This is a genomic window from Rhizobium sp. P1_E6 (assembly GCF_056405875.1).
The window spans coordinates 56004-78732 of record NZ_JBFUBG010000016.1; the positions used below are offsets into that span (position 1 = coordinate 56004).

The window sequence follows — 22729 nt, forward strand, 5'->3', positions numbered from 1 at the left end:
CTCAGTACTTCGCTTCATCTAGGCGTTCGATTGCCTTGACGTGTTCGACCGATAGACGATTCGGGTCGAGGCTGCAGGCGAGGTAGGTATCGACGATCGCTCAGGCTGGTTCGGGGCCGACCACCCATGCATCCACGGTGGTGATGACTTGGCGGCGCGCTCGGCAGAATAGGTATCGTGGGTCAGCGCCGCCAGGATGCTCGTTAGCAGAAATCGACACGCCGACGCCCGTTCCGCAGAAGAGCAGGGCGCGATCATAATYGCCGTCGATAATCTCTTTGCGCTACGTCAGCATGATGTTCCGCAAGCCCTCTTTCCCGTCGTGATATCGCTCTTAGCCCCGCAATTGCTGGGTTTTCGGCACCGTTCCTGGCTCTCTGGCACCCTGACATTTAAGTGATTTCATATCGCTTGACATTTGTCGAACGCGAGTCGAATATTGTCAGTATCGACATTCGGGCGGAGGTTTCCTGATGTCGAATGGCGCGTTGGAATTTGCTCGCCAGACGTATGCGTGGAGGAGACTGACGTGGAATTTCTGCTGGAAGTGGAAGGGCTCAAGAAGTCCTTTGGCGGTGTCGCAGCCCTGCGCGACGGCCGCTTCCAACTTCGCGCCGGCTCGGTCCATGCGCTTTGCGGCGGCAATGGCGCGGGCAAGTCCACATTCCTGAAAATTCTGATGGGCATTCACAAGCGCGATGCCGGTTCGATCCGCAGGCGTGGCCAGGAGGTGGATTTCTCCAGGCCGGCTGATGCGCTCGCGTCCGGTATTGCCATCATCGAGCAGGAACTGAGCCCGGTTCCGCACATGACGGTTGCCGAGAATATCTATCTCGGCCGCGAGCCGTCAGCCCGTTTCGGCGGCATCGATTTCCGCACCATGAACCGCGCGGCGCAGAGGCTGCTCGATGGGCTGGAATTCGATATCCGTGCAAACCAGTACATGATGAACCTTTCGGTCGCGCAGATGCAGCTGGTGGAGATTGCCAAGGCGCTCAGCCACGATGCCGAAGTCATCTTCATGGACGAACCGACATCGGCCATCGGCGAGCGTGAGGCCCAGCAGCTCTTTGCGGCGATCCGCCGCTTGCAGGCGCAGGGACGCGGTATCGTCTACGTTTCGCACCGCCTTTCGGAAATCTTCCAGATCGCTGATTCCTACACGGTCTTCCGCGACGGTTCCTTCGTCGGTGCCGGCGCCTTGTCGGAGATCGACCGGCCGAGCTTGATCCGCATGATCGTCGGGCGGGAACTTGCCGAAGAATACGTCAAGACCAATACGCCGACACCGCAGATCGGTCTGGAGGTCAGTGCGCTTTCGTGCCCGAACAAGATCGAGGACATTTCCTTCGCCGCCCGTAAGGGCGAGATCTTCGGCATATACGGGCTGATGGGCTCCGGGCGCACGGAGATTTTCAACTGCCTTTTTGGGCTCGAAAAACCGTCTGCGGGGCGCATCTCGGTCGATGGTGCGGCGATCTCGGTTGCAAAGCCATCGGATGCGATGGCCCATGGTCTCGCGCTGGTAACCGAAGATCGAAAGCAGACGGGGCTCAATCTCTCCGATTCCGTTCGCGCCAATATCTGCATGGCAAGCCTGCCTGAACTGAGCCCAGCCTTTTCCATGGATCATGCAAAGGAAGTGGATGCCAGTAAGCGCATGCGCGAGCAATTTCAGATAAAGGCAGCGCGCGACACCATGCCGGTATCAGGCCTTTCCGGCGGCAACCAGCAAAAGGTCGTTCTCGGCAAATGGTTCCTGCGCAACCCCAAGGTCCTGCTGCTGGATGAGCCGACACGCGGCGTCGATGTCGGCGCCAAGCGGGAAATTTATCGCATCATCTGCAACTTCGCCGAAGGCGGCGGCACCGTGGTGATGATCTCATCGGAAATCGACGAAGTTCTCGGCATGTCGGACCGCATCATGGTGATGCGCGGCGGCAAGAGCGCCGGAATATACAGCCGGGAGGAGACGAATGCCCAATCACTCGTCCACTTATCAACCTGACCAGGGTCAGGGCGTTCGTCCGGCAGCAGAGGAGCAGGCAGTGTCAGTGAGTGAGAACAAAAGTGCGGGCGGCTGGTTCAAGACCGAGCAGCGCCGTTTGATCGTGCAGGAATACGGCATCTTCCTCGCCTTCCTGCTTCTGGTCGTTATCCTGTCGTTCTCGAATGAGTTCTTCCTGACCGGCGGCAATATTTCCAACGTTCTGCTGCAGACGTCCATCAACGGCGTGCTGGCGATCGGCATGACCTTCGTGATCCTGACGCGCGGCATCGACCTGTCGGTCGGTTCTGTCGTGGCACTCGCCGGCATCGTCAGCGCCAGTTTTGCCACCACTTCGGAAACGGCCGGCGTCATCGGTTCGCCCTATCCGGTCGCTATCGGCCTGCTGGTCGGTGTCCTGGTCGGTGTTGTCTGCGGCTCGATCTCCGGCGCGATCGTCTCGCGCTTCTCGGTGCCTGCCTTCGTCGCCACGCTCGGCATGCTTTCGGCTGCCCGCGGCATGACGCTGATCTATGGTGGCGGCCGTCCGGTTCCCGCACTCACACCCGCCTTCCGCTGGATCGGCACCGGCGATGTGTTCGGCCTTCCTGCTCCGGTCATCGTGCTTGCGGTCGTGTTTGCGGTCTCCTGGTGGATCCTCAACCGTACGCGGTTCGGCCGCTATATCTACGCCGTCGGCGGCAATCCGCATGCGGCCAAGACCTCGGGCATCAATACGGGTCGTATCCGCTTCACCGTCTATGTGATCTCCGGCGGCCTCGCAGGGCTTGCAGGTATCCTGCTCAGCGCCCGCACCGGTTCGGGCCTGCCGCAGGCCGGCGTCGCTTATGAGCTGGATGCGATCGCGGCAGTCGTCATCGGTGGCACGAGCCTTTCCGGCGGTGTTGGCCGCGTGACGGGAACATTGATCGGCGCGCTCATCATCGGCGTCATGAACAACGGTCTCGATCTGATGGGCATCCAGTCCTACTACCAGCAGGTCCTGAAGGGTGCGCTGATCGTCGGCGCCGTCATGCTCGACCAGAAACGAAATTTCGGAGCCTGAGCTCATCAGCAGAAATTCGGGGCAGGCGCTTCGTTCGCCCCGTCCGACAGGCAAGCCATGCCGGCAGCCTAAACCCAAAGTGGAGGAGAATTAAAATGAGAAAGCTTCTGATTGCGCTTGCTTCGGCAACGGCGCTGCTGGCGACGTCCGCCGCAGCCCAGGAAAAGATCAAGATCGGCGCAGCACCCTACGGCTTGAATGCGGAGTTCATGCAGATCTGGACCGCAGCCCTGCAGGATCACCCGGCCGTCAAGAGCGGCGAGGTCGAACTGACGGTCTTCGATGGCCGCTATGACGCATTGGTCCAGCAGGACCAGTTCAAGACGATGATCACGCAGAAGTACAACGCTATCATTTTTGCGCCGATCGATGTCGACGCAGGTGCATCTGCCGTTCAGTCCGCCGTCGATGCCGGCATTCCGGTCATCGGCTCCAACACCCGCGTCAATTCCGACCAGCTGACGTCCTATGTCGGTTCCGACGACACGGTTTCCGGTTATCTCGAAGCCAAGAGCGTGCTGGACAAGATCGGCTGCAAAGGCAATGTCGTGATCATCGAAGGTCCCGTCGGCCAGTCGGCACAGATCCAACGCCTGCAGGGCAACAAGAAGGCTTTAGCCGAATGCCCTGACGTCAAGGTTCTCGAAGACCAGACTGCAAACTGGTCGCGCGCCGAGGCCCAGACACTGATGGAAAACTGGCTGACGTCGCACCCGAACCAGATCAACGGCATTATCGGCCAGAATGATGAAATGGCGCTCGGTGCCATCGAGGCGATCAAGGCTGCCGGCCTCGACGTCAAGAGCTTCGCCATCGCCGGTATCGACGGCGTCACAGATGCGCTACGGGCTGCCAAAGCCGGTGAGATGACCTCGATCCTTCAGGATGCCCGTGCCCAGGCGCAGGGCGCTCTGGATCTGGCGATCTACAATGCCAAGAAGGGCGATTATAAGCCGGAATCCGATATCTGGACCACCTACAAGGATATGCCGTGGAACGACGGCAAGGATAAGACCTATAATGTCCCGTGGACCCCGGTGACGGCTGAAAACGTCGATAAGCTGCTTTCCACCCGCAAGTGATCCTCCCTGGGGCGGGAGGAAGATCCCGCCCCATATCCCGACAGGTTGAGAAGAAAGCCATGACTGATTCAAAACAGGTTGATCTGAACTTTTCCCTGAGCGGCAAGGTCGCTCTGATCACGGGCGGTGCGTCCGGCATCGGTAGCGCCATCGCATCCGCCATGGCCGCGAAAGGCGCGATTGTCGGCGTGGTCRACATCAATGAATCGGTCGCAAAGGCCAAGGCCGACGAACTCGGTAACGGGGCGAAATCATTCGTCTGCGACGTATCGAACCCGCAATCCGTCGAAAAAGTGGTTGCCGATGTGGTGGCCGCGTTCGGTCACATCGACATTGCCGTCAACAGCGCCGGCGTCGTCATGCTCGCGCCTGCAGAGGAACTCAGCCTTGATGCGTGGGACAAGACCATCGCCATCAATCTCAAGGGCACGTTCTTGATTTCTCAAGCTGCCGGCCGCGCCATGATCAAGGCGGGCAGGGGCGGCAAGATCATCAATATGGCGTCCCAGGCCGGCACTGTCGCCATCGATCAGCATGTTGCCTATTGTGCCTCGAAGTTTGGCGTCATCGGTCTTTCCAAGACGCTGGCTGCCGAATGGGGAAAGCACGGCATCAACGTCAACACGATCTCTCCGACCGTCGTCCTGACCGATCTCGGCAGGAAGGCATGGGATGGCCCGCGCGGTGAGGCGCTGAAACAGCGTATCCCATCCGGACGCTTCGCGTTCCCCGAGGAAATTGCGGCGGCGGCGGTATTCCTGGCGTCTAACGGCGCCGATATGATCAATGGCGCGGACCTTCTGGTCGATGGCGGCTACACCATTATCTGACGCGCAGTAGATAGGAGTTATAATGCAGCGGTTTATCAATAATCCGGATGAGGTCGTCGAAGATACGGTCAAGGGTTTCGTCAAGGCCCATGCCGACATCGTCAGGCTATCCGCACAAAATTCCCGTGTCATCACCGCCCGTCACACGCCGGTCGCCGGCAAGGTCGGCGTCATCACCGGCGGCGGTTCGGGCCATGAGCCCGCCTTCATCGGTTATACTGGCCGCAATATGTTGGATGCTGTTGCCGTTGGCGAACTCTTTTCCTCGCCGACCGCAAAGAGCTTCCTCGATGCCGCCCGCGAGGCGAATGGCGGCAAAGGTGTCGTCTGCCTTTACGGCAACTATGCCGGCGACAATATGAATGTGAAGATGGCGATGAAGCTTGCCGCGAAGGAAGGCATCGAAATCGCCACCGTCGTCGCCAACGACGACGTCTGTTCAGCAGGCCCCGAGGAGCGTGAAAAGCGCCGCGGCGTTGCCGGCGAAATCTTCATGTGGAAGTGCGGCGCGGCTAAGGCTGCCGAAGGTGCTAGCCTCGAAGAGGTGCGGGCGACCGCGCAGAAGGCGATCGATAATTGCCGTTCGATCGGCGTCGGCCTCGGCCCCTGCACACTGCCCTCCGTCGGCCATCCGAATTTCGTGATCGAACCGGGTACGATGGAAGTCGGCATCGGCCATCATGGCGAGCCCGGCGTGCGGGTCGAACCGCTGAAATCGGCCAAGGAAGTCGCCGAGGAGATGGCCAGGATCGTTCTCGATGACCACCAGCTTGCCGCAGGAACGGAGGTGGCAATCATCGTCTCTGGTCTCGGCGCCACGCCGCTCAACGAACTCTACATTCTTCATGATACGCTCGAATCTGAGATCACCGGACGCGGACTGAAGATCAGCAAGGTCTACATCGGCAACTATTTCACGTCGCTGGAAATGGTCGGCGCAACGCTGACGGTCATGGCACTGGATGATGAACTGAAGCGGCTACTGGATGTCGACGTTCAGTGCCCGGCGATGCTCTGAAGGAGGCAGGCAGAATGCAGCAATTTCAGAATGCCGGATCTGGCGATATCGTGCTCTCGGTCGCGAGCCTGATCATCGAGAATCGCGCCTACCTCAGCGAAATCGACGGCAAGATCGGTGATGGCGACCATGGCGTCAACATGGCCAAGGGATTCGGCATGGCTGCCGAACGCATCAAGGGGGCGGACATGTCGCTGGCGCAGGCCCTCGATACCCTCGGCACGGTCCTGATGACGGAGATCGGCGGGTCGATGGGGCCACTCTATGGCGTCATGTTCACCCAGTTCGCCGAAACCATTGAAAAGTCTGACGCCATCGATACCGCGACCTTCAGCACCATGCTGCACAATGGCCTCGACGGCATCAAGGCGATCGGCTCGGCCAAGGTTGGCGACAAGACGCTGCTCGATACGCTGGTACCGGCGATCACCGCATTCGATGCGGCTATCGGCAATGGCAAGTCCTTTGGCGAGGCGCTTGAGGCACTTGTCGCGGCAGCCGAAGCCGGACGGGACAGCACGCGCGATCTCGTGGCCAAGATCGGTCGCGCCAGCCGCCTTGGCGAACGTTCGCTTGGCGTGCTCGATGCGGGCGCAACCTCCTGCGCATTGATCCTGAAGTCGCTGTCTGATGGTGTGGAGACGAGGCTCCAGCCCGCTTGACAGATCGGGCTTTGGTGAGAGCCCGCGATCCTCCCTTGCATCACCGTCCCGGCCGCTGAGGCGGCCGGGAACAATCAGGCGAGGGCATGTTGAAAACTGCAGCTTTTACGCTCATCTTCGCCGTCGATTTGGATGAGGGAAACCAGGCAGGATGGTCGCAAAGACATCATCGGCACGAAAGAACGGTACGGCTGATATCGCGGCTGAGCCTATTCCGTTGCGCTACGGGGACGATCCCTACGTATGGGCGTGCTGGCTTTACTACGAAGACGGCATGACCCAGGGCGATATCGCCGAAACGATGGGTATTTCGCGGGCGACGGTGAACAGTTACCTCGCCGATGCACGCGCCCGCGGCATCGTCAATATTTCCATCGAGCCGGCGCGGCTAAGCTCGCTGACCATCGCTCAGGAGCTGAAGCGGCACTTCGGGCTGCACGACTGTCTGGTCGTGCCGAGCGACGACAATGCCCGTCCATTGATCGAACGGCTCGGCTCTGCGGGCGCCCAGGCGCTGCAGAAGATCCTGAAATCCGGCGACACGCTTGCGGTCGTCTGGGGGCGTACGATCATGGCGGTCGGCGAGCAGGCCTCCATATCGGGGCTGCAGGATATGACCGTCGTGCAGGCAACGGGTGGAACGAGCGCGACCTTCACTTATACGCCAGAGCTTTGCGCCGCGGCCTTTGCCGATGCCGTCGATGCCAAGCTCATCAATATTGCAGCACCCGCCATCGTCTCCAGCCCTGCGGTGCGCGACGTGTTCTTGCGTGAACCGCTGATCGACCGGCAATTCGAAGCGCTTTCGCAGGCAAACAAGGTGATCTTCGGTATCGCCTCCATGCGGCCGAATTCCACGATCCACACAAGCGGCTTTTTCGATTCCGTGTCCCTGCAGGAGTATCTCGCCAAGGATGCGACCGGCGTGGTGGCTGGCCGCTTCATCGACGGTCATGGACGCCTTGTCGCGGGGCCGCTGGACGACCGCACGGTCGGCATCTCCCTTGACCTGCTGAAGAAGATCAAGATGCGCATCGCCGTTGCAGGCGGTTTCGACAAGGTGCCGGCCATCCTTGCTGCGCTTCGCGGCGGCTATGTCAGTGTGCTCATTACCGATGCCGCCACCGGCCGGGGCATCCTCAATGCCGATGGTGTGACGGAGGTCGATCAGAAGCATTCGCAGCGGCCAAAGGTCGACAACGAGATCACCACGCCGCTGACTGGCTTCCGCACCCACATCAAGAAGTTCCTGAACGACCCCGACGATGTCGTCGAAGAAATGCTCGACGGCGTCGTCAAGGCGCATGCGCATTACCTTCGCCCGGTCGACAGTTCCAATCGGGCGCTCGTTGCCCGTTCAGGCCCGCGAGCCGGCAAGGTCGGTCTGGTCGTCGGCGGAGGGACGGGGCATGAACCGGCCTTTCTCGGCTATGTCGGCAAGGGGCTCGCCGATGCGGTCGCGGTCGGCAATATCTTCTCCTCGCCGCCGCCGGGGCCGATCCTGCAATGCGCCAAGGCGGCATCGGGCGGAGCGGGAGTACTCTTCGTCTATGGCAATTACGCCGGCGATGTCATGAATTTCGAGATGGCCGCCGAAATGGCCGCAGAGGACAAAATCGAGGTCCGTACCGTCGTGACGACCGACGACATCTCCTCCTCACCGTTGGAGGATCGGGACGGTCGCCGCGGCGTTGCCGGTAATTTCTTCATCTTCAAGGTCGCCGGTGCTGCCTGTGACCGCGGTCTTTCGCTCGATGCCTGCGAAGCAGTGACCCTCAAGGCCAATGCACGGACCTTCACCATGGGTGTTGCGCTTGAACCCAGTTCGCTGCCTCAGACGCGTCGCCATAACTTCGAGATCGGCCCTGATGACATCGAGATTGGCATGGGCATCCATGGCGAGCCTGGCGTGATGCGCGAGAAGATGATGAGCGCCGATGCCGTCGTCGACGTCGTCATGGACAGGATTTTTTCGGAGATGAAGGTTGTATCGGGAGATCGTGTCGCCGTGCTGGTCAATTCCTTCGGCGGCACGCCGCTGATGGAGCTCTATATTCTTTTCAGGCGTGTGGAACAGCGGCTGAGCGCAAAGGGCATCAAGATCGAGGCCAATTGGGTGGGGCATTATTGCACATCGCTCGACATGGTCGGAGCATCCATATCGATCCTGCATCTCGACCGGGAACTGACGGATATGCTGCACCATCCCTGCGATACGGCATTCCTCAGGGTCGTTAACTGAAAAAAATGGAAGACAGCATCCCAGGGGGCTGGGCTGCATGAATTGGGAGGATAATCATGCCGGCAAACGCGGCCCGCAGCCTCAGCAGGATGTTTCACCGGATATCGGTGGCGATTTCGGCTGAGAAAGACCATCTCTCCGATCTGGACGGGGCGATCGGCGATGCCGACCATGGCATCACCATGGCGCTTGGCTTCCAGGCGGTGAATGGCGAACTGGCAAAACACGACCTCGATGAAACGCTGCCGTCGGAGGTGTTTTCGATCGCAGCGTCCGCTTTTCTCGATGCCGTCGGCGCATCGACAGGGCCGCTCTATGCCACGGCCTTTCGCAAGGCAGCCCAGGTGCTGAAGCAGGACGAAACGCTGTCAGCCGCCGGGCAGGCGGCAATCGTCGAGGCGATGACATCAGGGATCAGGGACCGAGGCAAGGGCCAACGCGGCGACAAGACGATGCTGGATGCCTGGATCCCGGCAACCGAAGCCGCTGCCGCTGCCCGCGACCGGCAGGCGAATGTTTCGGACATGTGGCGCGAGATTCTCGAGGCTGCCGATACTGGTGCACGCTCCACGCGCTCCATGGTCGCCACCCGCGGCCGCGCCGCTCGTCTTGGGGAGCGATCCCTCGGACATATCGACCCCGGGGCCGCATCGGCCGTCATCATCATCRGGGCGATGAAGGACACATTCACGGAAAACGAGCCGGTGGAGTGATCCACCGGCTCCGGTCACTGCTTTTGACCTGACTACTTGCCGGCTGCCTCAGCAGCCTTCGCGATCACATCGGCGACCTTTTCCGGCTGAGACGCGAAGACGGCGTGGCTTGCCTTGATCTCGGTGACATCGCTTCCTGCCCGCCTCGCCATGTCGCGTTCGAGGTCGGGATTGATCGAACGGTCTTCGGTGGCGACGATCGTCCAGCTCTTCTTTGTCTTCCAGGCGGGATCGCTGACCTTGGCCGAGAAGGCCTCCTTGGAGGCGAAGACCTGCGACTTTGCGAGGAACGCAGCCTCGTCCTTCGGCAGGTCGGCGGCAAAGTCGCTGGCAAAGGCGGCAGGGTCGAGATAGAGGTATTTTCCGTCCTTCGTCTCACGAATATTCATGCCGCCGGCCGGCTTGGAACTCGCCAAGCTGATGAGGCTTTCACCCTGGTCCGGCTGGAAGGCCGCGACATAGACCAGGCCCGCGACATTGGGGCTGTTGCCGGCTTCGGTGATCACCATGCCACCGTAGCTGTGGCCGACGAGCAGGGTCGGGCCATCCTGCAGGTCAAGCACCCGGTTGGTTGCGGCGACATCATCGGCAAGCGAGGTGATCGGTTCCTGGACGATGGTGACGTTGAAGCCGCGGCCTTCGAGGATATCGCTTGCCTTGCGCCAGCCGGAACCATCGGCGAGTGCACCATGGACGATGACGATGTTTTTCACCTCGGCCGCCTGGGCAGCAAAAGCGATGGCACTGGTGGCAAAGGCAAGGGCGATAGTAGAAAAATACTTGTGTTTCATGGTCATTGCTCCTGTTGTTCAAGTAGAATGTGAGAACGAATGTCAACCGAATGTGAAGGCGTAGGCCTGGACGTCTGGATCGAGGAAATGGATCTCGAAGTTGCGTGCTTCCACGTCACCGGACTGGCGCACGAGCTGATAGAGTTTGGTCGATGTCACCGTTCCGTTTCCATCGGCATCGATATCGCTTCCATGGTCGGCGCCTGGCGCCTTGCCGTCGATCGTCACCTGGAAGCGGATCGGTTTGCCGTCAGCACTTGGGCCAAGAACGAGATGTAGGTCGCGGGCGCTGAAGCGGTAGGAGATTCCGCCGCCTGCCTGATCGAGGGTCGCCTCTTCGGCGCCGACAGTCCATTTGCCCGAAAGACCCCACTGGTTGAGACCCGGCTGCTTGACCGAATAGTCCCTGGTAGCATCGGCGCGCATGCTCTCGTTGGAGGCAAAGCCGGTGGCCTGCTTGTAGCCGATATAGGTCTCGCCGGAGCCGATGTCCTTCAGGTCCGGGCTCATCTCGGCGCCTTCGGCATCCGGCACGACCGGTGTGCTTGTCGCCATCTCGCTGCCAGCTTCGTGCAACAGGTCCTGGATCGCCTGCTCGGTCTGCCGGTAGTTGCCTTCGCCGAAGTGATGTTCGCGGATCTGGCCCTTGGCGTCGATCAGGTAATGGGCCGGCCAGTAGCTGTTATCGAAGGCACGCCAGATCTTGTAGTCGTTGTCGATTGCGACCGGATAGCCGATGTTGAAGTCGCCGATGGCCTTTTTGACATTGTCGATCTTCTTTTCGAAGGCAAATTCCGGGGCATGCACGCCGATCACAACCAGGCCCTGGTCTTTGTATTTTTCAGCCCAGGCGCGGACATAGGGGATAGTACGGATGCAGTTGATGCAGGAGTAGGTCCAGAAATCGACGAGTACGACCTTGCCACGAAGCTGTTCCATGGTCAGCGGTGGCGAGTTCAGCCATTCGACGGCGCCGTCAAGTGATGGCGCACGGCCTTCGACAGGCAGATCGCTATGGAAAGGTTTCTTCGCATCGGCAAGGCCGATCATCTTGTCGTTGCTTGCTACCTCGGACGATGCTCCATCGGTTGGCTTCACTTTCGCGGTGTCGAGAACGGCCTGTTCCAAGGATGCGGTGCTGGCATAGGAGAGCTGCGACAGCAGGCCGGTGTCGAGACCGAGTGCGATAACGACGACACCTGCAAGCACGGCAGCACCAAGGCCCTGACGAATTCGCTCGCTGACGCCAAGTGACTTCTTCATGCCGGCAAAGATCTTGCCGCCGACGGAGAGGGCGATTGCGAGCGAGGTAGCCGCACCCGCCGCATAGGCCAGCAGCAGGAAGGTCGTCTGCAGATTGGCGCCCTGAAGTGCCGCCCCCGTCAGCACGAGACCGAGGATCGGCCCGGCGCAGGGCGCCCAGAGCAGACCAGTCGCAATGCCGAGGATAAAGGCGCTCACCGTTGTCGGCGCAGAACCGGTCTTGCCGGAAGTGTTCAGCAGGCGATTGCCGAAATTGACGACCGGCTGGGTGACGAAGCTTGCAATACGCGGTGAAATCAGGCCGACGCCGAAGACGGCAAGCAGGGCCAGCGCGGCAAGACGGCCATATTCATTGGCGTTGATCGCCCAGCTGCCGCCAACGGCGGCAAGGGTCGCCACAAGTGCAAACGTGGCGGCCATGCCGATCAGCATGGGCAGCGTGCTGCGCAGGAATGGTTGTCCGGCGCGGGCAAAGACGAAGGGAAGAATCGGGAGGATGCACGGGCTGAATATGGTCAGCGCCCCTCCCAGATAGGCAATGATAAGAAGCGTCATCATCGTTTCCTTTGATACCGGGTTGTCAGGCTCTGGAGGGCGATGCGGCCCGACCAGCGATGGCGCCAATCTGGTCGAGGCGATGTATCTCGGATGTGTCCGGTTTCTCGGCAATATGTACCGAAGTGTAGGAAGCGCTCCGATGAGGGCTGCGCTATCTTCCATGGATAAGCGCTTCACCCAGCCGGGATCCCGCAAGAAGAGGGATGATCGGTGAATGAGGAGGATCAAATGACAGTCAGAGCTGAGACGATAAAGCTCAAGCGGGTCTATGCGGCCAGGGTGGATGCGGATGGCGCCCGACTGCTGGTCGATCTCATCTGGCCGCGCGGTCTCAGCAAGGAGCGTGCTGCACTGGCTGCGTGGCTAAAGGATGTCGCGCCAAGCAACGAGCTGCGCCACTGGTTCAATCATCAGCCTGATCGCTGGGAGGAGTTCCACCGGCGCTACACCGCAGAGCTTGAGCACAAAGAGGAAGAGCTGAAGCCCGTGACCGATTTCGTAAGGAAGGGCACGGTCACGCTGCTTTATGCCACCAGCGATGACGAGCACAACAATGCCGTGGTGCTCCGTGACTTCCTCATCCAACGGATTTTCGATTGAGAAGGCAGCCAATTGTATCAGAACGTATCCGGAAGGCCGGATGCTACATTCCCATGCAATTGAAGCGGATACCCGAAACATCGGGGATACATGCGCGCTGTTTTTTCCTTGCCATCAACTTGAAACGGAGAGAGCCAATGTCCAGCGAAATCAATCTTCAGCGTCGTCGTTTTTTCGGTGTTGCTGCCATGACCATGGCGGCGGTCGAATTCGGCCTGACCAGCGCCGCCGGTGCCCAGTCACAGGCTACCGCGCCCGCCATCACGGCAGGCTCGCATACGTCCTTTGCACCGCTGAAGCAGATCAAGGCTGGCGTACTTAATGTCGGCTATGCAGAAGCCGGTCCCGCAAATGGCCCAGTTGTTCTCCTTCTTCATGGCTGGCCCTACGACATCTACAGCTTCGTCGATGTAGCGCCTGCGCTTGCCGATGCCGGCTACCGGGTACTGATCCCCTATCTGCGCGGCTATGGCTCAACCGAATTCCTCTCCGCAAAGACACCACGCAACGGTCAGCAGGCTGCCATCGCCACCGATATTATCGCCTTCATGGATGCGCTTGACATCAAGCGTGCCGTGATCGGCGGTTATGATTGGGGCGGCCGCACCGCGGACATCCTGGCCGCTGTCTGGCCGGAGCGCTGCAAGGGCTTGGTCTCGGTCAGCGGCTATCTGATCGGCAGTCAGGAGGCGAACAAGAAGCCGCTTCCGCCGCAGGCCGAGCTGGCCTGGTGGTATCAGTTCTACTTCGCCACTGAACGCGGCCGCGAGGGGTATGAAGCCAACCGGCATGATTTCGCAAAGCTGATTTGGAAGCTTGCTTCGCCGCAGTGGAAATTTGATGACGCAACTTTCGACCGCTCTGCCAAAGCCTTCGAAAACCCCGACCATGTCGCGATCACCATCCACAACTACCGCTGGCGCCTTGGTCTTGCCAATGGCGAAAAGAAGTATGATGCATTGGAAAAGAAGCTCGCTGCTTTTCCTGTTATCACCGTACCGACCATCACCATGGAAGGCGACGCCAATGGCGCGCCGCATCCGGAGCCTTCGGCCTATGCCAAGAAGTTCACCGGCAGGTACGAGCATCGCAACATCGCCGGCGGCATCGGCCACAACCTGCCGCAAGAAGCACCGCAGGCCTTTGCGCAGGCCATCCTGGATGTCGATCGCTTCTAAAGCCTGCCTTGGCTGCCGCGAACGGAATTCTCTGTTTCGCGGCAGCCAATTCAGAGTCAAAACAGTAAGCAGTGAGTCTGCGTCTGAGATAACAATTCTGCTGCACGCCAACAGATAGAGGATCCGAAAGTCCTGCCATGGAGCACGTCGACCACATCCTGATCGTCGATGACGATCGTGAAATCCGCGAACTGGTTTCGAGCTATCTGAAGAAGAACGGGCTTCGGACGTCAGTCGCCGCCGATGGCCGCCAGATGCGCAGCTTTCTCGAAGGCAATACGGTCGATCTTATCGTGCTCGATGTCATGATGCCGGGCGATGACGGGCTCGTGCTCTGTCGTGAGCTGCGTGCCRGCAAGCACAAGGCAACGCCGATCCTGATGCTTACAGCCCGCAGCGACGAGATGGACCGCATCATCGGGCTGGAGATGGGCGCCGACGACTATTTGCCGAAACCCTTTGCTGCGCGCGAATTGCTGGCACGCATCAAGGCCGTCTTGCGGCGCACCCGCGCGCTGCCGCCGAACCTGCAGATTTCGGAGGCGGGACAGTGGCTTCGCTTCGGCGACTGGCGCCTGGATACGGTCGGCCGGCATCTTCTCGACAGGCAAGGAACGGAGATCGCACTGAGCGGCGCCGAATATCGGCTGCTGCGCGTCTTCATCGACCATCCGCAGCGAGTGCTCAACCGCGACCAACTCCTGAACCTCACACAGGGTCGAGATTCGGAACTTTTCGACCGCTCCATCGACCTGCTCGTCAGCCGCGTTCGCCAGCGACTGGGGGATGATGCCCGCGAGCCGACCTATATCAAGACGGTGCGCAGCGAGGGTTACGTCTTTTCCGTTCCGGTGGAGATTGAAGAGGCCAGGTCATGAGCGCGGGGGCTGCTCTTCGCTCCGGGTTCTGGCCGAGCACGCTGCGGGCTCGGCTTTTCTTCATTCTGCTGGCGGGCCTGGCGATTGCCWATGGCCTGTCCTTCACAGTCCTCTTCGTCGAGCGTTCCATGTCGGCCAAGGCCGTCATGCTCGGCACGCTCGAAAGCGATGTCGCGACCTCGATCGCCGTTCTCGACCGCCTGCCGGCGGATCAACGCAGCGACCTGCTCGATCGTCTCAGCCGCGGCAATTATCGTTTCGAACTTGGGCCGGGTCTGCCAGGCGTGCCCGACAATTCCAGCAAGGGCAGGGAAATCGGCGGCAGGATCGAAGAGGCGATCGGCGGCAACTATCCGATCCGCATGGAAACCATTCCAGGCGATATCAGCCGATTGCAGGCACATCTGACGCTGAGCGACGGAAGCCCGCTGACGATCGACATCACGCCGCGGCCTCCCATGCCGATTGCGGCATGGTTGCCCTATGTGCTTGCCATCCAGATGGCCTTGCTGGTGCTCTGCACATGGTTTGCCGTGCGTCAGGCGATCCGCCCGCTTGGCGCACTTGCGGCGGCGGCGGATGCGCTTGATCCCAACAAGAAAGGTCCGCCGCTCGCCGAGACTGGGCCTAGCGAGGTTGCGCATGCGGCGCGTGCCTTCAACGCCATGCGCGAGAGGATCGCCCACTATCTCGAAGAGCGAGTACAGATTCTCGCGGCGATATCCCACGACCTGCAGACGCCGATCACGCGCATGCGGCTGCGCGCCGACATGACTGACGATTCGCCCGAGAGAGACAAGCTGGTGAGGGATCTCAGCGAGATCGAACGGCTCGTGCAGGACGGCATCGCCTATGCCCGCAGCGCTCACGGCAATGGCGAGAAGTTTTCGCGCATCGACCTCTCATCCTTCATCGACAGTATCGCCTATGACTATCAGGACACCGGCAAGGCTGTCAGCGTCGTCGGTATCGTCCAGGGCATTGCGTCGACAAAGCCGCATGCGCTTCGCCGCATTCTCACGAATTTCGTCGACAATGCGCTGAAATTTGCCGGTGCTGCGGAAATCAGCGTTGAGCGGAAAGGCGAGGGGGATATTGCCATTACGGTGATGGATCGTGGTCCGGGCATTCCCGATGCCATGCTCGAAGCCGCCATGCAGCCCTTCTTCCGGCTGGAGCAGTCGCGCAATCGCGAGACCGGTGGCACGGGCCTCGGCCTTGCCATCGCCCAGCAGCTGGCAGCCTCGATCGGCGGCTCGGTGCGGCTCCATAACCGCGAGGGCGGCGGGCTCGCGGCCGAAATCACCATCCGAGCCAACTGATTTTTTCGCGGCATTTGTATGCGAAAATGTCCAGATAGACCGGTGCTACGCTTTGATACAGTTCGGCCGATTTCAGAAACATGCGGGATACGTCAGACCTCCAGAAACCACTCCGTCACAAGATGCCGCAGAGAGCGGCATGAACCAAGGAGTGCACTCATGACGACGATTGAAAAGGTTCTCTACACCGGCAAGACCCACACCACCGGCGGCCGGGACGGCTCCGCCCGCAGCAGCGATGCACAGCTTGATGTGAAGCTGTCCCCTCCCGGCAGTACCCATGCCGGCACCAATCCCGAGCAGCTTTTCGCCGCCGGCTGGTCGGCCTGTTTCATCGGCGCAATGGGCCTTGCTGCCGGCAAGCGCAAGTTCCGGCTTCCTGCCGATACCGCCGTCGATGCCGAAGTCGATCTCGGCATGACCGGCGAGGGCTACTTCCTTCAGGCCCGCCTGAACATCAGCTTGCCCGGCCTGGAGCCGGAAGTGGCCCGCGCTCTGGTCGAGGAAGCGCATCAGACATGCCCCTATTCGAAGGCGACGCGTGGCAATATCAATGTCGAGCTGAATCTCATCTAAGGCATTCAGTGCAAATGGGGCGCAGCTCGGCTGCGTCCGCGGAGGTTTCGATGAAAAGGGTCATCATCTGCATTTTGGCAGTAACCGTTCTTGCAGCTCCCTGCATCTACGACGTGTTCTCTAGCGAACCATCGCCGCTGCTGGGCCTGCTTGCGGCAGCCTCGGCAACGCCTGGATTCCTATAGTCATCGCGATCTGATATCGCGAGAAGCAGACATACAAGGCACCCGCCGAGAAACGGGTGCCTTGTCTTTTTCAACGGCTGATTTTCCCAGCGCATTGATGGTGGAGCTTATTTACTGCGCTCGTTTCGCAGGGCGAACAGAGCGTTGTTCTATCCGGCCAGCGACAGAGAAGATCAGCACATCGACGTCGGCATCGATGGTGGCCCCGTCCAGAAGCCGGACGACATCATCGATCCCTGATACCGGCTGTCCACCGATTGCGAGCAGATAATCACCCTCGCGAAGACCGGCCCGTGCGGCGGGGCCGCCGTCTTCGACACGACGCAGGCGAACGGTCGTGCGTTGTGAAACGCCGGCCTCGAGCGCGATGCGCCGATGCAGCTCGACTGTATCGGCCGCAATACCGATATATCCGCGGCGGACCTCACCGAAGCGCAGAATGTCAGAGACCACATGCTTGGCGGTGTTGGATGCGACGGCGAAGGCGATGCTCTGCGCCCCTTGGATGACGGCGGTGTTGACACCGATCACCTCACCCGACGACGAGACGAGCGGACCGCCCGAGTTACCGGGGTTGAGGGCCGCATCAGTCTGGATGATATCCTCCATCAGGCGTCCGCTGGCAGCGCGCATCGAGCGCCCGAGCGCAGACACCACGCCCGCCGTGACCGTCCATTCGAAACCGAGCGGATTGCCGATCGCGACAGCGATGTGCCCGCGCTTCAGCTTCTTCGAGTCGGCAAGCTGTGCCCAGGCTCCGGACCAGTCATTGGCCCTGATGAGGGCAAGGTCGGTATCCTCGTCGCGGCCAAGGACGCGGCCTTCGACAACCGCGCCGTCGGGTGTCTTGATGGTCACGGCTTTCGCATCGCCGACGACATGATTGTTGGTGACGACGAGGCCGTCAGGCGAAATGGCAAAACCGGAACCGTGTCCTGCCCGCCCGCCGACGCGTTCAATACGGCTGACAGCCGGGCCGACTGTATCAACGGCGTTCGACACCGTTTCGGAATAGGCATCCAGCAGCCCGGCATCGGATGACGGCTGAATGTCGCGATCAATGAATCCCATGAAATTTCCTCCGACGCCCGACGCGTCGATGTTGAGGACCGGCAGCGATTGCTGAAAGCGAAGGGCTGTCAGTTCGACAGTTGAACAATGGAGGATATCAAGTGAGATTTGCGAGACCGTGTTTCAAGAGCCGCGTGGGGGACTAGCCTTCAGGGCCGTCATATCCGGAAGTGGCAAGCCGCGACGCGGCGATCTTACAGGCGGCGAGCGCTGCCGCGCCGGCATCGAGACCTCTGACGATGGCATCGATGTAACCGCCGGCAAAATAGTCTCCCGCGCCCGTCGTATCGCGCACCGGGGCGGCTGGCGGCACCTCGACGACAACGGAATGCTCCTGGCTGACGATCTCGATGGGTTGCATGCCGCTCGTCAGTACGAGCGTTTCAAGACGCGGCGCGGCAATTTCGGCAGCAGCCTGCCAGGCGCTTTGCGCTCCCTGCACGTCCGAGCGTGAAGCGATAAGGACATTCGCCGGCCGGCGTTCGGTCGAGAGCGGATACTGTGAAACCACCCGGTCGAAATCCTCCAGCTGCCGCAAGGCGGCCGAACTCATCTGCCGTGTATTGAGATAGACGAGCGACGCTTCGATCGATGGAAGGGTCTCGATCCCTGGTCGGCGGCGACTGGCCGGCGCGATGATGGTGCGTTCCCCGTTGGAGTCGACAAGAATATCGACTGCTGCCGTAGCGCCGGGCACGAGGCTGACAAAATCGGTATTGAAGCCGCGCTTGTCGAGATCGTTCAGATAGGCGCGTCCTTCATCGTCGTCGTAAAGGCGGGTGACCAGCACAACCTCATGGCCGAGGTCGAGCAGGACCAGGCCGGTGTTGAAACCGCCGCCACCATAGCGTTTTTCGATCGACTGGCAGGAAAGCCTTCCACCCGGCACGAGCGGCCGGTCGAGCCACCAGATCCGGTCGACATTGGCATTGCCGACCACCATTATTCTTGCCATTCCGTTTCCCTCGCCGCGCCTTTCCTCCGCTTAGCGCGCGCTGTCGTTCTTGCCAATGATCCTGCCGCGCAGCCAGGCGGAGGAAAGATCGATAGCATAAACGACAGCGACGATCAGGAAGATGATCGTCCAGGCTTCCGGCCAGTGATAGGCGGCAATGCGGTCCGCCAGCAGAAAGCCGATCCCACCGGCGCCGACAATGCCGAGGATGGTGCCGGAGCGGGTGTTGGATTCGAAATTATAGAGCATGATCGACAGGATCACCGGCATAGCCTGCGGCATGATGGCAAGCCGGATGGTCTGCAGAGGCCCGCCGCCTGACGCTAGAACACCATCGACGGGTTTGCGCGAAGTGTTTTCGATCGCTTCCGAAAAGAGCTTGGCGAAGGTGCCGATTTCCGAGACGGCGATAGCGAAAACGCCCGGAAGCGGGCCGAGGCCGAAGGCGCGGATGAAGATCAGTGCAAGCACGATCTGTTCGACGGCACGCAGTGCATCGAAACCGCGGCGGGTTGACAGCCGCACCCAGCCGAGCGGCATGATGTTCTTCGCGCCAAGAAACGCGAGCGGAAAGGCGATGATTGCGCCAAGCAGCGTTCCGAGGAAGGCCATCGAAATCGTCTGGCCAAGGCCGATGAGTACGTCGCTCCATTCCTGCCAGGTCGTCCAGATATAGGGCGGGAACATGAAGGAGAAGATCATGCCGAGCCGCGTGAGACCATTCAGGATACGGGTTGGCGAAAAGTCGAAGAGATAGAGGCCGGCAATGAGCGGCAGGATAAGCGCTGCAGCACCGGCATAGCGCATCAGCCGCACGCGCGGCGCCACGGTGAAGGCGCCCGGAACGCGCTGATGCAGCTCGGAAAGGGAAGAGGTGTCCGTCATGTCTCAGGTACTCCGGCCTTCGATGCCGATGATGCGGTGGCGCAGCTTCTCGCTCAGGAAATCGATGATCACGACCGTGACGAGGATGATCACAAACAGCGCCGAGAGATCGGTATATTCCTGAAGCGACATGGCGGTGCGGATCTCCTGGCCAAGGCCGCCGGCGCCGACATAGCCGATGATCGAGGATGAGCGTACGTTGATCTCGAAGCGCAGCAGCGTGTAGCTGATGATGTTCGGGATGACCTGCGGCACGACCCCATAACGCATCTGCTGGAACCAGGTGCCCCCCGAAGCCCTGACGCCTTCCAGCGGCCGCATGTCGATATTCTCGTTGACCTCGGAATAGAGCTTGCCGAGCGAACCCGTCGCATGGGTGGCAATCGCCAGCACACCGGCAAGCGGTCCGACGCCGAAGCAGAAGACGTAGATCAGCGCCCAGACGATATCAGGGACAGTGCGGATGACCTCCAGATAGCGGCGGGAGGCGATCAGCAGAAAGCTGTTGGGGCTGAGGTTGCGAGCGGCCGGGAAGCTGAGGATGAAGGCGCCGAGGACGCCGAAGAACGTGGCGACATAAGCGATCAGGATCGTTTCGCCGAGTAGTTCGAGCCAGACCGGCCAGCGCCAGAACCATTCGGCAAGGTCCGAACCGAGCGTTTCGATACGCAAGTGTGGCAGCGTCTTATAGAGATATTCGCCGAGCCGGGGCAGGGAGGCCCATAATTTCCAGGTCGTGATGCGTTCACCCGAGGGCAGGTTGACCTCGGTCATGTCGAAGAAACCGCCCGTCCAGGCGGTCAGCAGGACGGCGGCAGCAAAGAGTGTGACGGAAATGAGCTGCACGATTTTGGCGCGGCTGCGGATAAGGCGGTATTCGGCCTCGAACTGGCGGATGGTAATGGAGGGTGTCGCTGTCGTCATGTCGGATCCCGGTCGTGGGAGCGCCGGATATACGGCGCTCCCGTACCTGACGTGGAGGGATATCAGCCGTTACGGCGCTGCTTCTTCAGCCAGTCGCGCATGTCGACGATCCACTGGTAGCGCTGGTGATTGACGTCGACATAGCCCTTGGAGGTGGAATTGTCGCCCCCGCTCATCTCCTTGAAGGCATCAGGCGCCTTTTCCGGCGTTGCCTTTACCGCCGCCTTGACGTCCGCAATCATATCGGCAGGCAAGTTGGTGCGGGTGGCGAAAGGTCCGTTGGTGATCTCAGGCGACTGCCAGATACGGCAGATCTCGCCCTTCGGTATCATGCCCTTGGATTCCATGCGCTGCGGAATGCCGCTGACGTCGTTGTTGATATAGGTCGCGGCGGCATCGAACTGCTTGTTGGCGACGGCCATGACACCGGTTTCGTGGGCGCCGGAAAAGGGAACGGCCGAGAAGAAGGTCTTCGGATCGTAGCCCTGCTTGACGAGGTTATAGTAGGGCACTGCATAGCCGGAGGTGGAATCCGGATCGGCGAAAGCGAGTACCTTGCCCTTGAGGTCGTCGACCGACTTGTAGCCGGAATCGCAGCGAACGGTGATGACCGAATAGTAGCCAGTCGAGCCATCCTGTTCCTGGCCGGCGAGCAGCGGCTCAACGCCGCCATTGGTTTCGGTATAAGCGGCAGCATAGGCCGAGGAGCCGAGGAAGGCGAATTCGATCTGGTCGGAGGCGAGCGCCTGGATGACGCCGTCATAGTTGCCGGCGGTGAAGATCTCGACCTTCACGCCGAGTTCCTTTTCCAGATATTGCTGGAAGCCAACGCGGCGTGCAATGCGGTCCTTTTCGTTCTCGCCCGAGAGAACGCCGAGGCGGATCGTCTTGTACTGGTCTTTCCAACCGTCGGCGTGGGCCTGGTTGGAAAGGGCAAGCGCAGCCGTTACGGCCGCAAGCATGAGGACGTTTTTCATTCCAACTCTCCTGTTGCAAAAAAAGCCCGCGGCCTTGCGGGGCCGCGGGCGAAACTCATACCGCCTGGTAAACCTTCTCTTTTGGGGTTCGGCCTGCGTTGAATGCGGTGGATGTCACGGCCTCGTCGATCTCTGCATCGAAATCGTCAGTGCCATAGATTTCGCGAACCCGTTCCTGGGTGAGATCCGCCGGCGCGCCGTCAAAGCGCACCCGCCCGGCCCGCATGGCGATGATGCGTTCGCAATAGTTGCGGGCAGTGTCGAGCGTATGAAGATTGACGAGAACGGTAATGCCGTCCTCGCGGTTGATCTTGCGCAACGCCTCCATGACGCGCGTCGCATTGGCGGGGTCGAGCGAGGCGATCGGCTCGTCGGCAAGCATTATCTTCGGGTTCTGGACCAGCGCCTTGGCGATCGCGACACGCTGCTGTTGTCCGCCGGACAATGTGCCGGCCCGCTGCAATGCCTGCGGTACGAGATCGAGCCGATCGAGCGCGCGGATCGCCATTTCCTTTTCTTCGTCCGTGAAGCGACGCAGCATGGACGAGAGAAAGCCGTGTTGGGCAACCCGGCCGATCAGCACATTGGTCAACACATCCATACGCTCGACCAGATTGAACTGCTGAAACACCATGGCGCAGGAGGCGCGCCACAGGCGCAGCTCGCGGCCGCGCAGCTTGGTAATGTCCTTGCCCTCGAACATGATCGTGCCGGATGTCGGATCGATCAGGCGATTGATCAGCCGGAGCAATGTCGATTTGCCGGCGCCGCTGCGGCCGATGATGCCAACCATCTGGCCCGCGTCGATGGACAGGCTTACGTCGTCGACCGCGTGTGTTTGACCGAAATTCTTCTTGAGGGAGTGAAGTTCAAGCACCGGAAGCCCCCTGCTTGTCAGCGCCATCAGAGACGAGGTTGAATTGTACTTAACTATCAGTCTATGAAACGAAATATATCATCGCAGTA

21 protein-coding genes and 1 pseudogene are annotated in these 22729 nt (G+C 60.4%); 13 read left to right on the forward strand and 9 right to left on the reverse strand.

Annotated elements, in window-relative coordinates; all coding sequences use genetic code 11:
- Position 1: 1 nt before the first annotated feature.
- Positions 2 to 274: pseudogene (locus tag AC1D35_RS11215) on the reverse strand (RpiB/LacA/LacB family sugar-phosphate isomerase); the annotation flags it as partial.
- Positions 275 to 529: 255 nt separating this feature from the next.
- Between AC1D35_RS11215 and AC1D35_RS11220 the strand changes: the two are divergent.
- The 8 genes from AC1D35_RS11220 to dhaL (AC1D35_RS11255) all read left to right on the forward strand — a co-directional run bounded on the left by AC1D35_RS11220 (position 530) and on the right by dhaL (AC1D35_RS11255) (position 9600).
- A complete protein-coding gene (locus tag AC1D35_RS11220) occupies positions 530 to 2008 on the forward strand; it encodes a sugar ABC transporter ATP-binding protein (protein WP_477938596.1) in 1479 nt (492 codons plus the stop codon).
- Positions 1977 to 3053 carry an ABC transporter permease gene (locus AC1D35_RS11225; RefSeq protein ID WP_477832259.1) on the forward strand — a complete coding sequence of 359 codons (1077 nt, stop codon included), beginning with the start codon at positions 1977 to 1979 and terminating at the stop codon, positions 3051 to 3053. The genes AC1D35_RS11220 and AC1D35_RS11225 overlap by 32 nt, the downstream gene beginning before the upstream one ends.
- 95 nt (positions 3054 to 3148) lie before the next feature.
- Complete coding sequence (locus tag AC1D35_RS11230; protein WP_477853573.1) at positions 3149 to 4135, forward strand: substrate-binding domain-containing protein; 987 nt, start codon at positions 3149 to 3151, stop codon at positions 4133 to 4135.
- 59 nt (positions 4136 to 4194) lie between these two features.
- Positions 4195 to 4965, forward strand: a complete 771-nt coding sequence (locus AC1D35_RS11235; protein WP_477938597.1) for an SDR family oxidoreductase — start codon at positions 4195 to 4197, stop codon at positions 4963 to 4965.
- A gap of 22 nt (positions 4966 to 4987) precedes the next feature.
- Positions 4988 to 5983, forward strand: a complete 996-nt coding sequence (locus AC1D35_RS11240) for a dihydroxyacetone kinase subunit DhaK (RefSeq protein WP_477938598.1) — start codon at positions 4988 to 4990, stop codon at positions 5981 to 5983.
- A gap of 14 nt (positions 5984 to 5997) precedes the next feature.
- Positions 5998 to 6645: a dihydroxyacetone kinase subunit DhaL gene (dhaL, locus tag AC1D35_RS11245; protein WP_477938599.1), complete on the forward strand. Its 648-nt coding sequence runs from the start codon at positions 5998 to 6000 to the stop codon at positions 6643 to 6645.
- 151 nt (positions 6646 to 6796) lie between these two features.
- Complete coding sequence (locus AC1D35_RS11250; RefSeq protein ID WP_113507092.1) at positions 6797 to 8887, forward strand: bifunctional sugar-binding transcriptional regulator/dihydroxyacetone kinase subunit DhaK; 2091 nt, start codon at positions 6797 to 6799, stop codon at positions 8885 to 8887.
- Positions 8888 to 8943: 56 nt separating this feature from the next.
- Positions 8944 to 9600 (forward strand): dihydroxyacetone kinase subunit DhaL, encoded by a 657-nt coding sequence (gene dhaL, locus AC1D35_RS11255; protein ID WP_477938600.1) that lies wholly within the window; start codon positions 8944 to 8946, stop codon positions 9598 to 9600.
- A gap of 32 nt (positions 9601 to 9632) precedes the next feature.
- Here dhaL (AC1D35_RS11255) and AC1D35_RS11260 read toward each other — a convergent pair whose 3' ends face one another.
- Both AC1D35_RS11260 and AC1D35_RS11265 read right to left on the reverse strand, forming a co-directional pair.
- Entirely contained in the window at positions 9633 to 10391 is a 759-nt protein-coding gene (locus AC1D35_RS11260) for an alpha/beta hydrolase (protein ID WP_113507090.1), read from the reverse strand.
- Between the two features lie 42 nt (positions 10392 to 10433).
- Positions 10434 to 12209 carry a cytochrome c biogenesis protein DipZ gene (locus AC1D35_RS11265; protein ID WP_113507089.1) on the reverse strand — a complete coding sequence of 592 codons (1776 nt, stop codon included), beginning with the start codon at positions 12207 to 12209 and terminating at the stop codon, positions 10434 to 10436.
- 231 nt (positions 12210 to 12440) lie between these two features.
- On the opposite strand from AC1D35_RS11265, the gene AC1D35_RS11270 reads away from it, so the two are divergent.
- The 5 genes from AC1D35_RS11270 to AC1D35_RS11290 all read left to right on the forward strand — a co-directional run bounded on the left by AC1D35_RS11270 (position 12441) and on the right by AC1D35_RS11290 (position 16766).
- Positions 12441 to 12812 carry a DUF488 family protein, N3 subclade gene (locus AC1D35_RS11270; RefSeq protein WP_113507088.1) on the forward strand — a complete coding sequence of 124 codons (372 nt, stop codon included), beginning with the start codon at positions 12441 to 12443 and terminating at the stop codon, positions 12810 to 12812.
- 137 nt (positions 12813 to 12949) lie between these two features.
- The gene (locus tag AC1D35_RS11275) at positions 12950 to 13990 is read left to right on the forward strand and encodes an alpha/beta fold hydrolase (RefSeq protein WP_113307517.1); all 1041 of its coding nucleotides are present in this window, start codon (positions 12950 to 12952) and stop codon (positions 13988 to 13990) included.
- Between the two features lie 137 nt (positions 13991 to 14127).
- Positions 14128 to 14868, forward strand: a complete 741-nt coding sequence (locus AC1D35_RS11280) for a response regulator (RefSeq protein ID WP_477938601.1) — start codon at positions 14128 to 14130, stop codon at positions 14866 to 14868.
- A complete protein-coding gene (locus AC1D35_RS11285; protein ID WP_477938602.1) occupies positions 14865 to 16190 on the forward strand; it encodes an ATP-binding protein in 1326 nt (441 codons plus the stop codon). The genes AC1D35_RS11280 and AC1D35_RS11285 overlap by 4 nt, the downstream gene beginning before the upstream one ends.
- 159 nt (positions 16191 to 16349) lie before the next feature.
- Positions 16350 to 16766 carry an organic hydroperoxide resistance protein gene (locus AC1D35_RS11290; protein WP_113296589.1) on the forward strand — a complete coding sequence of 139 codons (417 nt, stop codon included), beginning with the start codon at positions 16350 to 16352 and terminating at the stop codon, positions 16764 to 16766.
- 296 nt (positions 16767 to 17062) lie between these two features.
- Here the strand turns inward: AC1D35_RS11290 and AC1D35_RS11295 are convergent, their stop codons facing one another.
- The 6 genes from AC1D35_RS11295 to phnC form a co-directional block, all read right to left on the reverse strand.
- The gene (locus tag AC1D35_RS11295; RefSeq protein ID WP_113296588.1) at positions 17063 to 18022 is read right to left on the reverse strand and encodes a trypsin-like peptidase domain-containing protein; all 960 of its coding nucleotides are present in this window, start codon (positions 18020 to 18022) and stop codon (positions 17063 to 17065) included.
- A gap of 142 nt (positions 18023 to 18164) precedes the next feature.
- Positions 18165 to 18977: a PfkB family carbohydrate kinase gene (locus AC1D35_RS11300; protein WP_477853563.1), complete on the reverse strand. Its 813-nt coding sequence runs from the start codon at positions 18975 to 18977 to the stop codon at positions 18165 to 18167.
- Positions 18978 to 19007: 30 nt separating this feature from the next.
- A complete protein-coding gene (phnE, locus tag AC1D35_RS11305; protein ID WP_113296586.1) occupies positions 19008 to 19862 on the reverse strand; it encodes a phosphonate ABC transporter, permease protein PhnE in 855 nt (284 codons plus the stop codon).
- Between the two features lie 3 nt (positions 19863 to 19865).
- Positions 19866 to 20786, reverse strand: a complete 921-nt coding sequence (gene phnE, locus AC1D35_RS11310; protein WP_477938603.1) for a phosphonate ABC transporter, permease protein PhnE — start codon at positions 20784 to 20786, stop codon at positions 19866 to 19868.
- A gap of 62 nt (positions 20787 to 20848) precedes the next feature.
- The gene (phnD, locus tag AC1D35_RS11315; RefSeq protein ID WP_477853558.1) at positions 20849 to 21763 is read right to left on the reverse strand and encodes a phosphonate ABC transporter substrate-binding protein; all 915 of its coding nucleotides are present in this window, start codon (positions 21761 to 21763) and stop codon (positions 20849 to 20851) included.
- A 55-nt stretch (positions 21764 to 21818) separates the two neighbouring features.
- Positions 21819 to 22640 (reverse strand): phosphonate ABC transporter ATP-binding protein, encoded by an 822-nt coding sequence (phnC, locus tag AC1D35_RS11320; protein ID WP_477853556.1) that lies wholly within the window; start codon positions 22638 to 22640, stop codon positions 21819 to 21821.
- Positions 22641 to 22729 lie beyond the last annotated feature (89 nt).

What these genes read in the sequence shown, in the direction of transcription:
- AC1D35_RS11300 (WP_477853563.1), bottom strand. Translation starts at nt 18,977, where the DNA reads ATGGCAAGAATAATGGTGGTCGGCAATGCCAATGTCGACCGGATCTGG.
- AC1D35_RS11265 (WP_113507089.1), bottom strand. Translation starts at nt 12,209, where the DNA reads ATGACGCTTCTTATCATTGCCTATCTGGGAGGGGCGCTGACCATATTC.
- AC1D35_RS11290 (WP_113296589.1), top strand. Translation starts at nt 16,350, where the DNA reads ATGACGACGATTGAAAAGGTTCTCTACACCGGCAAGACCCACACCACC.
- AC1D35_RS11295 (WP_113296588.1), bottom strand. Translation starts at nt 18,022, where the DNA reads ATGGGATTCATTGATCGCGACATTCAGCCGTCATCCGATGCCGGGCTG.
- phnE (WP_477938603.1), bottom strand. Translation starts at nt 20,786, where the DNA reads ATGACGACAGCGACACCCTCCATTACCATCCGCCAGTTCGAGGCCGAA.
- AC1D35_RS11275 (WP_113307517.1), top strand. Translation starts at nt 12,950, where the DNA reads ATGTCCAGCGAAATCAATCTTCAGCGTCGTCGTTTTTTCGGTGTTGCT.
- phnE (WP_113296586.1), bottom strand. Translation starts at nt 19,862, where the DNA reads ATGACGGACACCTCTTCCCTTTCCGAGCTGCATCAGCGCGTTCCGGGC.
- dhaL (WP_477938599.1), top strand. Translation starts at nt 5,998, where the DNA reads ATGCAGCAATTTCAGAATGCCGGATCTGGCGATATCGTGCTCTCGGTC.
- phnD (WP_477853558.1), bottom strand. Translation starts at nt 21,763, where the DNA reads ATGAAAAACGTCCTCATGCTTGCGGCCGTAACGGCTGCGCTTGCCCTT.
- AC1D35_RS11250 (WP_113507092.1), top strand. Translation starts at nt 6,797, where the DNA reads ATGGTCGCAAAGACATCATCGGCACGAAAGAACGGTACGGCTGATATC.
- AC1D35_RS11270 (WP_113507088.1), top strand. Translation starts at nt 12,441, where the DNA reads ATGACAGTCAGAGCTGAGACGATAAAGCTCAAGCGGGTCTATGCGGCC.
- AC1D35_RS11260 (WP_113507090.1), bottom strand. Translation starts at nt 10,391, where the DNA reads ATGAAACACAAGTATTTTTCTACTATCGCCCTTGCCTTTGCCACCAGT.
- AC1D35_RS11240 (WP_477938598.1), top strand. Translation starts at nt 4,988, where the DNA reads ATGCAGCGGTTTATCAATAATCCGGATGAGGTCGTCGAAGATACGGTC.
- AC1D35_RS11225 (WP_477832259.1), top strand. Translation starts at nt 1,977, where the DNA reads ATGCCCAATCACTCGTCCACTTATCAACCTGACCAGGGTCAGGGCGTT.
- AC1D35_RS11230 (WP_477853573.1), top strand. Translation starts at nt 3,149, where the DNA reads ATGAGAAAGCTTCTGATTGCGCTTGCTTCGGCAACGGCGCTGCTGGCG.